The sequence below is a fragment of the Solibacillus sp. iso_87 genome (assembly GCF_056173085.1).
Genome location: NZ_CM149656.1, coordinates 1,429,826 through 1,442,926, shown reverse-complemented (window position 1 = coordinate 1,442,926; position 13,101 = coordinate 1,429,826). Strand labels below are relative to the sequence as shown.

Annotated in this window: 12 protein-coding genes; 3 read left to right on the top strand and 9 right to left on the bottom strand. The window is 37.7% G+C overall.

All coding sequences use genetic code 11. The annotated features are described in order from the left end of the window. Positions 1–286: 286 nt before the first annotated feature. The 4 genes from AC0VXV_RS07095 to AC0VXV_RS07080 all read right to left on the bottom strand — a co-directional run bounded on the left by AC0VXV_RS07095 (position 287) and on the right by AC0VXV_RS07080 (position 2,892). On the bottom strand, positions 287–511 hold the full coding sequence (locus tag AC0VXV_RS07095; protein WP_008404823.1) for a sulfurtransferase TusA family protein: 225 nt from the start codon (positions 509–511) through the stop codon (positions 287–289). 13 nt (positions 512–524) lie between these two features. Further along, positions 525–1,574 (bottom strand): YeeE/YedE thiosulfate transporter family protein, encoded by a 1,050-nt coding sequence (locus tag AC0VXV_RS07090; RefSeq protein WP_475530912.1) that lies wholly within the window; start codon positions 1,572–1,574, stop codon positions 525–527. A gap of 218 nt (positions 1,575–1,792) precedes the next feature. After that, complete coding sequence (locus tag AC0VXV_RS07085) at positions 1,793–2,143, bottom strand: DUF6176 family protein (RefSeq protein ID WP_475530911.1); 351 nt, start codon at positions 2,141–2,143, stop codon at positions 1,793–1,795. Positions 2,144–2,154: 11 nt separating this feature from the next. Further along, positions 2,155–2,892 carry a DUF2087 domain-containing protein gene (locus AC0VXV_RS07080; RefSeq protein WP_475531412.1) on the bottom strand — a complete coding sequence of 246 codons (738 nt, stop codon included), beginning with the start codon at positions 2,890–2,892 and terminating at the stop codon, positions 2,155–2,157. Between the two features lie 421 nt (positions 2,893–3,313). Here AC0VXV_RS07080 and abc-f point away from each other — a divergent pair, with 421 nt between their 5' ends. Continuing rightward, a complete protein-coding gene (abc-f, locus tag AC0VXV_RS07075) occupies positions 3,314–4,774 on the top strand; it encodes a ribosomal protection-like ABC-F family protein (RefSeq protein WP_475530910.1) in 1,461 nt (486 codons plus the stop codon). 51 nt (positions 4,775–4,825) lie between these two features. Here the strand turns inward: abc-f and glsA are convergent, their stop codons facing one another. Next, entirely contained in the window at positions 4,826–5,746 is a 921-nt protein-coding gene (gene glsA / locus AC0VXV_RS07070) for a glutaminase A (protein ID WP_475530909.1), read from the bottom strand. A gap of 145 nt (positions 5,747–5,891) precedes the next feature. Between glsA and AC0VXV_RS07065 the strand changes: the two genes are divergently transcribed. Further along, positions 5,892–6,881: a S66 family peptidase gene (locus AC0VXV_RS07065; protein WP_475530908.1), complete on the top strand. Its 990-nt coding sequence runs from the start codon at positions 5,892–5,894 to the stop codon at positions 6,879–6,881. Positions 6,882–6,994: 113 nt separating this feature from the next. On the opposite strand, the gene AC0VXV_RS07060 is transcribed toward AC0VXV_RS07065, so the two are convergent. After that, complete coding sequence (locus AC0VXV_RS07060) at positions 6,995–7,981, bottom strand: sensor domain-containing diguanylate cyclase (protein WP_475530907.1); 987 nt, start codon at positions 7,979–7,981, stop codon at positions 6,995–6,997. 20 nt (positions 7,982–8,001) lie between these two features. Further along, complete coding sequence (locus tag AC0VXV_RS07055; protein WP_475530906.1) at positions 8,002–8,844, bottom strand: alpha/beta fold hydrolase; 843 nt, start codon at positions 8,842–8,844, stop codon at positions 8,002–8,004. A gap of 318 nt (positions 8,845–9,162) precedes the next feature. Between AC0VXV_RS07055 and AC0VXV_RS07050 the strand changes: the two genes are divergently transcribed. Continuing rightward, a complete protein-coding gene (locus tag AC0VXV_RS07050; RefSeq protein ID WP_475530905.1) occupies positions 9,163–9,627 on the top strand; it encodes a chemotaxis protein CheX in 465 nt (154 codons plus the stop codon). A 241-nt stretch (positions 9,628–9,868) separates the two neighbouring features. Here AC0VXV_RS07050 and AC0VXV_RS07045 read toward each other — a convergent pair whose 3' ends face one another. Continuing rightward, positions 9,869–11,770, bottom strand: a complete 1,902-nt coding sequence (locus AC0VXV_RS07045) for an ATP-dependent DNA helicase (protein ID WP_475530904.1) — start codon at positions 11,768–11,770, stop codon at positions 9,869–9,871. 187 nt (positions 11,771–11,957) lie between these two features. Further along, positions 11,958–13,097, bottom strand: a complete 1,140-nt coding sequence (locus AC0VXV_RS07040) for a THUMP domain-containing class I SAM-dependent RNA methyltransferase (protein WP_475530903.1) — start codon at positions 13,095–13,097, stop codon at positions 11,958–11,960. Positions 13,098–13,101: the final 4 nt, after the last annotated feature.

Sequence of the window (13,101 nt, the reverse complement as noted above, 5' to 3'; positions counted from 1 at the left end):
GAGATGAAGGGCTGTGTCGTTGGGAAATTTTCTAATATAATCGGAAATCTTCTATTATAATTTTAATTGTTCTAAAAAGCCAATTTTCTAATAAATTTTTTCCTGTTCTTCTAAAAAAGCCCTGTCATAGCTTAAATTTGCTTTGAATCTTAATTTGCCTTAATTGCTTCATAATAAATGGAGTTTCACAATATACAGTGTCGGGTAATATGCACACCTTACTTAGCCTATCACCCAAATAAAAAACAGCACCTCATAAATCGAGATGCTGCCTGTAACTCAGAAATTATTTTTTCTTGATTGTAATTGTCCAAGAAGCTTCGCCTAATTGCTCGTAGTTCGTTACTTCATGGCCATCTTCTGCTGCCCAGCGTGGAATTGATTCTGTACCTTGAGTACAATCGAATTGTACTTCCAGCTCATCGCCTGTGTTTAACTCTTTAATTGCTTCTTTTGCTTCGATTAACGGAAACGGACAAACCATACCTAATACTTCCAATGTTTTTTTCATGTAAATTCTCTCCTTAAGCACGCGCTGCTGCACGTTTTTTTGATGGACGCACAAATACGAAGTACGATGCTGTCCAAGTACCCAAAATCATGAATAGTAAAGCAACCCAGCCTGACCAAGTCATCATTGATGTCATTACAAGACCGTTCCCGATTGAACAGCCGCCTGCAAGACTTGCGCCGAACCCCATTAAAACACCGCCGGCAGAGCTTCGTACAACTGTTTTTGTATCTGGTGTACGTAATCGGAATTCACCGCTCATTTTAGCAGCGAAGTAAGAACCGAATAAAATACCCATTACAAGGAATACACCCCAGTTAATGATGTCTAAGTCCCCAGTTACTAAAAACTGCAGAATGTTTGCTGAAGGTGTTGTAATCCCTAAACCGAAAATACGTCCTGATGCAGCACTTAACGGCCAAGCCAATGTTGCAATCAAACCAATTAAAATTGCTGTCACATATGGATTCCAGCGTTTTTCGAATAAAATATGTGCCAAGCCTGTTTTCTTAGGTTTCAAGCCTGGAATTTTCACACGTGGTTTGCGTAATTCACGGTAAACAATGAACGCCACCAATGCGACAAACGGAATGACTAAAAACCAGACATTAATGCCAAATGTATCGGCAATTGAATCCGTACCTACTACTGGTGTACGTGCATCAACTGTAAATTGTGCTAATGGACCTGATTTCATAACAGCTGCCATTAACATGTAAAATGCCAATGCGATCCAGCTTCCGATTAAGCCTTCACCCGCACGATACCAAGTACCTGTAGCACAGCCACCTGCAAAAATAATCCCAATACCAAAAATAAATGCGCCTGCAATCGTTGCCCATAATGGGAACTGACCTGCTGTATATTCAAACGCCCCTGCCTCAATTAGTAGGAATACACCTACCGCTTGAACTGCAATGGCTACTAGTAAAGCATAAAACATACGATTATCTTTTGCGATGTACATATCTCGGAAACCTCCTGTTAAACAGAAACGTCCGCGTTGCATCACAAAACCTAAAAGAGCACCACAAAGGATACCCGTAATTGCCATTTGCAACAAAATAATTCCTCCTATTATTAAAACCAAGTTTATCAATAGGGATATAATATAATATAATACTACTATAATACAAGTATTTTGATTGAAATTAAGATAATCGTAAAATTTTTGTTGGTTTTCTCGTTTAAAGGACGAAAATGAATGCATTTTATTAAAAATCCATAAAATAAAATTCCATTTTAAGAAAATTCATTTTCCTGATATTACGGAACATCGCTTCAATAGCAATTCATACTAGCTCGAACTTTTTCAGGAATCATTACGACTTCTGTTTTCAAATCAATAGAATCAAAACTTTCATCGATGCATTCATCCCAGTATTCCAGATGCTTTTTATCAATCCAATGGGTGGAATCATCTACATCCACCCCACCATCTCCTTGCACCGAATACCAGTATAAATATTCTTCACCATTGAAATGTTCGTGAAAAATCGTTTCCACATACATTTTTTCTCCCTCAAGTGTTACGAGTACATCTTCCATATGATTATTTAAAAAATCCATCCATTCTTTTACTACAGAAGTTTTCCCCGCTTTTACACGATATCGTGTCAGCTCTACCTTCATAGAAAGCCCCCCTATTTTTTCACCCAGTACTCCGAACCATCGTCACTCCGCTCCATAAAGCCATACTCAATCAGATGACGGCGCAGTGATACAAAATCATCATGAACATTCTTTAAAATTTCATTTACATCTTTTTCATGGTAGTGCTTACCTTCTTCAAAACGCTTTAAAATATGCTGAAGGATAATGAGTTTTTTCTTTTCCTTACTTGGAATGGTTTCGATCCCCGCGTCCAACCCGTTTTTAAAATAGGTAGTCAGTACTTTTTCCCGTTCGTTCTGTTCGATACTATAACGTTCGTCCACTTGTCTCGCCCCTTTATGGATTTGATAATGTTCAGGGTTTTTCATTAGCTGCATGAGGGCAACAAAAATTTTCGCCTGTTTTTCCTTTTCACGAAGTTTAAAGCGATGCTGACGAACTGTTGATACACTCGAAACATTGCTATCACTTACAATTTCCTGGTCGGTTTTGCCTTCGAAAAAATGCTGCATCATTTCAATTTGAACATCTGACAACCCGCTCACTTTTTTATCTAAAGCAAGCAATGCGTGAAATGGTGAAGTATGTGCCAGCTCAATATGTTTTTTAATCATGCCTTCCGCTGTCAGAAAACGATTGTCATACGGAAAGACTTCATCTAAATGATAGGACTGTTTACAAAACAAACATTGATAACATTCCTGTTTCATTTCAAAACCTTTTATAAGTGCTTCCGTTGAAATATTTTGAATTTCCAAAAATATCACCTCTATAACATTTATAATATACGTTATCATATTTGTAAACTTTTTTATTTTTCGTTTACTAATACGAGTTATTCCCACTTTATAATTTTCTGCAAAGTAAAAATGGATTCTCTTTTGGATTTGATTGCCCCATGAATAAGAGGGTTGAATTCCCAAACGATCTATGGCATACTACTAGTAATTTACTGGAAAGGAAGATGAATGGCTGATGGATAAATAATTCTATTTTACACGTAAAAATGTATACGCATTTTCACATAAAATAGGATTAGTCTGCCCATTTATACTCCTTTAGCGAAAACTTAAAGGCTTATTTACGTATGATTACTAATCCTTCTGACTTTTTCAGAAGGATTTTTTATATATAAATATTCTTTGTGAATGCGTATACTTTCAAATCAAAATTTGGAGGTATGCATATATGCCAATAGAAATGAAAAACGTATCATTTAGCTATGATTTACTCGAAGAACCATTATTTAAAAACATTAATATAACGATCGATAATACTTGGAAGCTTGGTCTGATAGGTCGTAATGGTCGTGGAAAAACAACTTTGCTTCATTTACTACAAAACAAATTACCATACAGCGGAACAGTAACAAGTGATGAAGAATTCCATTATTTCCCCCTTGCTATTCGCGATTCAAAAGTTAGTACGTATTATGCGATTGATGAAGTAATGCCAGTTGAGTTATGGAAGCTCGAACGGGAATGCCAGCTTTTGTCGCTTGATCAATCGTTGCTATGGATGCCCTTTGAACAATTGTCAGGCGGCGAACAAACAAAAGTCATGCTTGCTGCCGTCTTCTGTGAGGAAAACCGTTTTCTGCTGCTCGACGAACCGACGAATCATCTCGATATGAATGGCCGGTCCATTGTTGCAAACTATTTGAAAAAGAAAAAAGGCTTTATCGTCGTCAGTCATGACCGACAATTTATCGATGAAGTGGTTACGCATATATTGGCGATTGAAAAAAGCCAGCTTAGCCTATACAAAGGGAACTTTTCAATCTATGAACAGCAGAAGAAGCTACAAGACGAGTTTGAACTCGAGCAAAATCGCTCATTAAACGCTGAAATCAACCGCCTGCAAAAAACGACTCGTGAAAAGTCTGACTGGGCTGCTCAACGTGAAAAGCCTTCAGGTAATGATCCGTTCGGGAATGCCATTGCTAAGCGTATGAATAAACGAGCAAAAGCAATTGAAAAACGCACACAGGAAAAAATCGAGGATAAAACGAAGCTGCTGAAAAATATTGAAACAATAAGCGATTTGAAGATTAACTGTCAATTTAAGCATCGGAATCCTGTGCTTCGGGTGAAAAACCTTACATTGAGCTACAGTGATCAACCTCTGTTCCAACCCATTTCATTTGAAATTTTCCAAGGAGAGCAAGTTGCCATTGTCGGACCGAACGGCAGTGGTAAAACATCCCTTGTTCAATATTTACAAGGTACATTTCCTGGTTCTGTAGACGGTGAAATGATTATGCCACAAGGGTTGAGTACAAGTGTTATCCGCCAAAATTATGAGGAAAATCGGGGGATGGTAAAAGACTTTGCCTTTGAGCAGCAAATCGACTACACATTATTTTTGAACAATTTACGTATTTTCGGATTTAACCGTGATGTTTTTCAGGTACCAATCGAAAAGATGAGCATGGGTCAGCAAAAGAAAGTCGAATTTTCAAAGTCGCTCGGGCTCGAAGCAGAATTTTATATTTGGGATGAACCGCTGAATTATTTGGATGTTTTTAACCAACAACAGATTGAAAAAATGATCACTCAATTTAAACCGACTTTGTTATTTGTAGAGCATGACGCTACATTCGTAAAAAACACGGCAACGAAAGTTATTGAGCTTCTCCCTTATCGTTAAACTAAAAAAGGATCATTCCTTCATTTTTTTGAGGGAATGATCCTTTTCCTATTATAAACAAAACAAATCATATTCCTTTGACAGGTGCATCAAAAAATCGATACCCGCTACACTATTGCCGACTTGATCAATTGCTGGTCCATAAATACCGATTCCAATCGGACCTTGCAGTTGTTCTATTTCACCATTACGTACAACGGCAATGATAGCACCGGATACACCGCTCTTTGCCGGCAACCCTACAAACGCTGCAAATTTTCCGGATGCATTGTACATTCCGCATGTGAGCATTAAAGCTTTTGCAATATTAATTACCTCTTTATTGCAGCAAGCTTCACTTTCTTTTCCATTAGTCGCAAAATAAAATGCCATTTTCGCTAAATCCGACACATCTACTGAAATCGAGCAGAGCTGTAAATAGACTTGAAGAGCTTCCTCAACATCGGATTTCAGGAAACCATTCGCCTGTAATATATAGGCGATTGCCCGGTTATAATCAGCTGACTGGTATTCCGAAAAATAGATTTCATTATTAATATGCACTTTCTTTCCAATCATCTGTTCTAAATAAGTCGTTACAGATTTTACTTTTTCGAACATTGTCTCACCCGGAAGTAACGAAGCAATCGTTATCGCTCCCGCATTGATCATCGGATTAAATGGCTTATTATTATGGCTTTCCAATCGAACAATAGAGTTAAATGAGTCTCCTGTCGGCTCCATATCAACATAATGCATAATCTCCTCAATACCGTGATGATTTGCAGCAACTATAAAACTGATTACTTTCACGACACTTTGAAGCGTAAAAGTTTCTGTACAATCACCTAATTCGATTTCCTGTTCTGCGCTTAGTAAACTTACCGCAAACAAATCACTATTTGCGGCAGCAAGCGCTGGTATATACGAGGCGACCTGACCACTTGGTGTCATTTGCTTTGCCTGTTCATAAATTTTTTGTAATTTGTTCATTGGACACTAGTTGACTTAACTAGCTGCTCACCTCCTCATTTTCTATCATATACTCTACATTTATTATTTCCTTTTTTCTGCTCGAATATATTGTATAATTTTAACATATATCCAAAACTATAAATTAGCAAAGATAGGTGATTATATGTTTCATCCATTGCAACGAGGAGATAAGATCGGCATTTTCTCACCTTCTGTACCGGCAACTGCTACCGCAAAATTGCGGTACATTCGCGGTAAAGAATTTTTGGAGAAAAAAGGGTTTCACATTATCGAGGGAACTCTTACAGGTAAACAAGATGGCTATCGGTCAGGGACGCCAAAGGAACGTGCTGAAGAATTTAATCAGCTACTGAGAGATCCATCAATTAAAATGATCATGTCCTCAATCGGAGGTACGAATTCTAATAGCTTGCTCCCCTATATAGATTACGATGCGTTTAAAAATGATCCGAAAATTGTGATTGGCTACTCTGATACTACTGCAATTTTATTGGCTCTTTTTGCCAAAACGAATATTCCTACATTTTACGGGCCGGCACTCATCCCTTCGTTCGGAGAATTTGAGCCGCTTGTACATGAAACATACAATTATTTTGACCGCTATTTTTGTCAACCAAGCGTTCCGTACTCGATTCCAATGCCACATGTTTGGTCAGATGAAATGATTAACTGGCTAAATTATGAAAAGCCAAAAACACTCTATTCAAATAAATGGATCGGTATTCATGAAGGTGTAGTTGAGGGGCGTTTAATTGGCGGCAATAATAATACAATGTATGGCTTCATAGGAACACCATATTTTCCTGTTATTAATACGTATGATATTTTACTGATTGAGGATTCATTAAAGGGTGCGGCAACTGCGGAAAAGAATTTTGCGATGTTGAAACTGCATGGGATTTTCGACAAAGTTGGCGGTATTATCCTAGGAAAACATGAGCTCTTTGATGATGAAGGGACAGGCAAGCAGCCGCTTGATCTGTTATTGGAACAGCTGGATGGAAAAAACATTCCTATTCTTGCCGATGTCGACTGTGCCCATACTCACCCGATGTTCCCTATGGCGATCGGCAAAAAAATCCGTCTGGACACGATCAACCAAACGATTACTTGTATTGAACATTGGCTTTAGCTATTAAGAAAATGTAATTGTACGAAAACTTCATCGACATTTAAAAGGCTAATGAAGTAATTAATTAGCCTTTTATTATATGTATTTGTTATTCTAACACTCAAAAAAGAAAGCTACATCCTTTTCATTGCTTCATACTGTGTTGCCTGGTTTCGTCCATTTCGCTTTGATTCATAGAGTGCATCATCTGCATGTTCAAAAACAGAGCTCTCAGTATCACCCTTTTTAAATGTTGTACAGCCGATACTTACCGTTAACCGGCCAACTGATGGCCATATTGTTTTCTCAAACTGTTTAATCAACTGTTGGGCAATTTCAAACGCTTTCTCTTCATCTGTTTGGCCTAACAGTAAAATAAATTCTTCTCCCCCACATCGTGCGGGAATGTCCTGGTCACGAGCAGCTGTTTTCAATAAAACTCCTAATTGTGCTAAAACCAAATCTCCTATTGCATGACCATATTGATCATTCACCTGTTTGAAATGGTCAATATCCATTACGAGCAAAGAAAATGGAATTCCATGTTTATCAAACTGCTCGATATGGATTAGAAGCTTTTGCTGGAAAAAACGGCGATTGCCAATTCCGGTTAAGTTGTCTGTTATGGAAATATACTGTAGTTCTTCGTTCATCTGAATTAATTGCTGCTGTTTCTCTTCAATTTTTTTATTAATACGCTGCAAATGCTCATGGGCGATTGTTTTTTCGTTATATGCTTCTTCCAATAATAGTTTCGCTTGTCGAACTTCACGCTCATATTCAATTCGCTTGTTCATTGGCATCATGACAATATCAACAAAATTCTCACCTTCCTTATTTACTTGTTTTGCATTGACTAAACATGGCATCGTTTGTCCAGCAGCATTCTGTATGTTAATAAAAAGTTCATCTACAAATTGATACATTGCCATATTGGGATAAAAATACGAATAGAAAATTAATTTACTACTGGATGAAAACAACTTTTCAAGATGTTGTCCATATAACTCATCAAGCCTGTAATTTGTCCATTGCAAAAATGTTTCATTTACATCAATAATCGTATATTGCTCGTTTGTAATAATATATCCACAAGGCAATTGAGCTAGACGTCTATCCATCGATGCATACGCCCCTCTTCTTATTTTAAGTAGTTTAATATAATTTCTGCTGTTAATTTCGGGTCGCTTAAATGTGGATAATGACCCCTAGTATCTAATATTACCAATTCATTGTTCGGAATATGAGCGCTTAAGTAATAGCCTACTTCAATCGGTACAATACTATCATTCGCGCATTGCAGGATTAATGTAGGAATTTGCGTCTCCCCTAATCGATATCGTGAATCACTAAAGAAAGTGACTTCTGCAAACTGTCTCGCAATACTTGAATTCGTTGATACAAAGGATTCTTCAAGTCTCTTTGTTAATGGTGAATCACTTGATTGATCCATTGCAATTGGGGCCATATAGCTTGCCCAACCTTCAAAATTCATTTCCATTGTTACAAGCAGTTCATCAATTTCACTTCGATCAAATCCCCCTTTATAATCTCCATCATTCAAATAATAAGGGGAAGGGCCTATCATAATAAGCTTTGAAAAGTATTGCGGCATTTTTATAGCAGCGAGCATACCGATCATCGAACTTACAGAGTGACCAATAAAAATAATATTTTTAAGATTGTTTGCCTCAATAATGTCGATGACGTCCTGTACATAACCATCTAAGCTATTATATTTCACACTATCATATGCCGTTATATCGGAGTTACCAGCACCTACATAATCAAAAAGAATAATTTTGTACGATTCCTCAAAATAAGAAATTAAACTTTGCCATAAAGTTTGATCACAGCCAAACCCATGCGCAAATAATAAAACTTGCTCTCCCTTACCCTTGATCGAAATATTATTTTTCTTTACAACGTTGACCAATGCGATGACCTCACTTATCAAATATTTATACTTCCTATTTTGGAACATATTTCATGAAATTTCTACTCTATTACATAAAAATCGCATTGTCAATGTGACAATGCGATGAATAATTTTCAATATTATAAATCCTAATTCGCTACATTTTTTAACACATGGTTTCCAAGTGCCACATAAACGATCACTGTTGCCCCAATAAAAGCATACAACATTTTAAACACCGCCCTATTTACTGATAATAATTATCATTTTCATTATATATGCTCCTAAATTTTCTGTCAATATAATCTCTTTTAATTTTCTTCTATACATATACCGAAGTAACATGTTAATATGAATTAAAAGTCTAGGAAGGAGAAATTATTATTGAGTAATTCGACGCATATTCAAACTATTTTAAACGGGACAATCCATTCACTAAAAACTATACTACCTATGATCATAGATGTAAAATCTCCTTCCATCATAAATGAACCGTATGAACAACGTGAGATGGGTGTGCTTATAGGATTAGTTGGTGATATTAAAGGACGCATTATCATCGATGGCACACCGGAAAGTTTTAGTGCAATCGGCTCTGCAATGTTCGGAATGCCTTTAGAAGGTGCTATGCTTGAGTCATTTACAGGCGAACTCGGGAATATGATTGCCGGTAATTTATGTACATACGTGGTCCAACATGATTTGGAGCTTGATATTACGCCACCTACCGTGATGGTTGGACAAACGAAGCTATACGGCTTTAAGCAAGCTTTCAAAATACCAGCTACATTAGAAGGTATCGGGGATTTAATTATTTTATATACAATTGATAATGAAGAAGACGAGTAAATTATTATTGCCTTTTATTGATCATTTCAATGAAAGGTTTTTTTTATTTGAAGAAATTTACGGATATTCTCAACTCCATTTTAGAAGAAATGAATCACTTATTAGAGCATCAGGATTTTATTACACAATTTTTCATTATTTTAGAACATCACTACTCCTTATTAGAAAATCCGGCCCCCACCCAAGCAAATCCAAAACAAAAACCCCGCTCGAAACATGCGAACGGGGTTGAGGTTGAACATTATTGAGGATCTACTGCTAAAATATCTGTGAAGTGTGATTTCACGCTTGCTTCTTCATTATTTAATAAAATATGAATGTCACCATGATCGTTCGATGTACGAATTAAACGGCCCATTCCTTGTTGAAGACGAAGCTGCATGAATGGTAACTCAACTTCTTCGAACGGATTTTGCGCAAATGAACGTTTTGCATCAAACAATGGGTCATGCGGCGGGAATGGCAAGTCGAAAATAATGACGCGCGTTAACGCTTCTTCCGGTAAATCCAAGCCTTCCCATAAGTGATACGAACATAATGTCTTCACTTCACCATTTTGGAACTCACGGACAATCGCCGAAAGCTCACGGTCGCCTTCAAATGCGATATTCAAGCGTTCCATTAAACCTACATTTGATTTAAAGAGATTCATTGCCTGTTTTGATTTAAATAAAATTAACGTTTGTTTACCATCTTTCAAAAGCTGCTCTACTTTTGCAGTTTTTTCGGATTGCGAAAGTTCATGTAAATAAATTTTCATCACTTCTTCGTAATCAAACGGTGATGGTACACTAAAGCTTTGGTATTGTTCAATGCCTAAGCTTGATGCGATATAGCTGAAATCCTTATTCACCGAAAGTGTAGCCGATGAGAACACGATTGGCATTTTTTTCGAGAATAATGTTTCGGAAAGAACATCTGTAATCAGGCGTGGCATAATTACGAGCGTCTCTTCTCCATCTGTATCCTCCAGCCAATCAACAGCATCGCCTTGTGCAACAAAAATACGAATTGCCGCAACATAATGCTCTAAAAACTCTTCCGCCATATTCAGCTCATATTCAGGTATCATGTAGAGTTCCGATTCGAAAACGAATTCTTCCAGCAGCTGGTCGACATATGCAATGACGCGCTCGCCTAATTGAATCAGTCGCTCTGATTTTACAATACGTTTACGGTCTTCTTCTGATTGAATTACATCTTCACGCAACTGGTCAAAAAACAGTTCATGGTGATCTTGTAAATGTTCCATTGCGTATAATGTACGTTCACGGACACCGTCTACCATTAATCGTTCCAATAACTCTACAATTGTATAAGCCTGAACTTTGTATGTTAATGCTTTTTGGGCTGCATATTCAAGTAAATGTCCTTCATCAAGAACCATCATTGAAACTTCCGGTAATAGCGGTAATTGCCCTTCACGTTCACGTGATTCTTTTGTCGCCAAATGCTCCATTAAAAAGTCTTGCGAACAAATGATAAGGTCCGTCGATTTACGGTAATGTGCACGGTGTAATGTTTGGCCGCAACGATTACGTAAATCACAAACCGCACATTGCATGATTGAATTGTAGTTTACTTTCTCCCAGTCTTCATCCGTCACTAACGGATAATCAGAGCGCTCCCCATAAGGCTGCACGGCAATCATACTGCCCTGTGCATATACCCCATCCGGAATTGAAAATGCAATATCATCAATCCACTCTTCTGTTTCCGTTTTTTCCGCTTCTTCAAAACGTTTTAAACATAAATATTGGTCACGTGATTTTGCAAGGCGGACATCAATATCCAGACCTAATACATCACGAAGTTTATGAATATCGCCGCCCTCTTTTACGAGCTGGTCGATTAAAGTTTCATCTGCACAGGCAATAAGTGCCGGTTTTCCTGTATAACGTGCATAGGATACAGCCGGTAATAAGTAGGCGATCGTTTTTCCTGTTCCTACACCAGCTTCCGCAAATAACACGTTCTTTTCTTTTAAAGCTTGCTCTATTTGGTAAGCCATGAAAATTTGTTCGTCACGGCATTCAAATCCTCGTTCTGGTAGCTCATCATATAATACGTCACCGAGCCAATCACCTAACGAATCAAAGAAAGTTTTTTCTCTTGAAAGTTCAAAAGGTAAAGATTTTCTCAAATGGATGTTCCCCCTCAATATGAGGCGGAAGGAATATATACAATTCCTTCCGCAAATACTAACAATTTACAATTTATTATAAAAAATTCCGTACTTTTCATTATACAATGTTTTACACAAAAAAGACTAATAATATGCAACAAAAAGAGCGTTCTCCGGACTGTCTTCTCGGACACGCTCTTCATTATTAATTTTCGCGCTTAGATTTTTGACCCCAATACTGGTAAAAGTCTGTGCGAATGAATCCGTTGAATAATTTACGCTTTTTCGTCGCTTTTTTTCCGTAATATACTTCTAAGTCTTCCATTGATGATAGCATGTACACTGACCATGTCGGGTAGTTTTGCATTACTTGTCCAAACTGGCGAAGCATTTTCTCGATTTCTTCTACTTCACCAATGCGTTCACCATATGGCGGGTTTGTAACAATAACCCCGTCTGTCAGCTTCGTTGTGAAGTCCGTCGCCTGCATTTGCTTGAATGTCAATAGATCGCCAAAGCCTGCTTCAAGTGCATTTTCTTGCGCGATAGCAACCATTTTGTGGTCGATATCCGTACCGATGATTGTTAATTCCTGATCATAATTTGCTAAAGAATCTGCTTCGTCACGCGCTTTATCCCAAATATCCTGCTTCATCCATGGCCATGATTCCGAAATAAATTCACGGTTATAGCCCGGTGCGATATTTTGGCCAATCATTGCCGCTTCTAATGCAATCGTTCCAGAACCACAGAAAGGATCTATGAACGGGCGGCTTGGTGACCATTTTGAAATTTTCACTAATGCAGCTGCAAGTGTTTCTTTTAATGGTGCTTCACCTTGTGTCGTGCGGTATCCGCGTTTATGCAAGCCTACACCCGATGTATCGATCGTTAATGTTGCCATATCTTTTAAAATCGAAATTTCGATTTTAAATATTGCGCCGGACTCATCTAAAAATCCTAAACGTTTGTATGCAAGTTTCATTCGTTCAACAATTGCTTTTTTCGTGATTGCCTGACAATCCGGTACACTGAATAATGTCGATTTGACCGATTTACCTGATACAGGGAAATTTGCATCCACCGGTAAGTATTTTTCCCATTGAATTGCTTTTACGCCTTCAAATAGCTGGTCAAATGTTTTAGCCGGGAATTGTGCAACGACGATTTTCACACGGTCCGCAACACGCAACCATAGATTCGTACGGGCAATCGCCATCTCATCGCCTTCAAAATATACTTTGCCGTTATCGACACGTGTTTCGTATCCTAGATCACGTACTTCTTCTGCTACAATTGCCTCTAGGCCCATCGCAGCTGTTGCTACTAAATTAAATTTTGTCATGCGT

Coding starts and splice junctions, on each gene's coding strand:
- AC0VXV_RS07095 (WP_008404823.1), bottom strand. CDS start 511: ATGAAAAAAACATTGGAAGTATTAGGTATGGTTTGTCCGTTTCCGTTA.
- AC0VXV_RS07085 (WP_475530911.1), bottom strand. CDS start 2,143: ATGAAGGTAGAGCTGACACGATATCGTGTAAAAGCGGGGAAAACTTCT.
- abc-f (WP_475530910.1), top strand. CDS start 3,314: ATGCCAATAGAAATGAAAAACGTATCATTTAGCTATGATTTACTCGAA.
- glsA (WP_475530909.1), bottom strand. CDS start 5,746: ATGAACAAATTACAAAAAATTTATGAACAGGCAAAGCAAATGACACCA.
- AC0VXV_RS07065 (WP_475530908.1), top strand. CDS start 5,892: ATGTTTCATCCATTGCAACGAGGAGATAAGATCGGCATTTTCTCACCT.
- AC0VXV_RS07060 (WP_475530907.1), bottom strand. CDS start 7,981: ATGGATAGACGTCTAGCTCAATTGCCTTGTGGATATATTATTACAAAC.
- AC0VXV_RS07055 (WP_475530906.1), bottom strand. CDS start 8,844: ATGTTCCAAAATAGGAAGTATAAATATTTGATAAGTGAGGTCATCGCA.
- AC0VXV_RS07040 (WP_475530903.1), bottom strand. CDS start 13,097: ATGACAAAATTTAATTTAGTAGCAACAGCTGCGATGGGCCTAGAGGCA.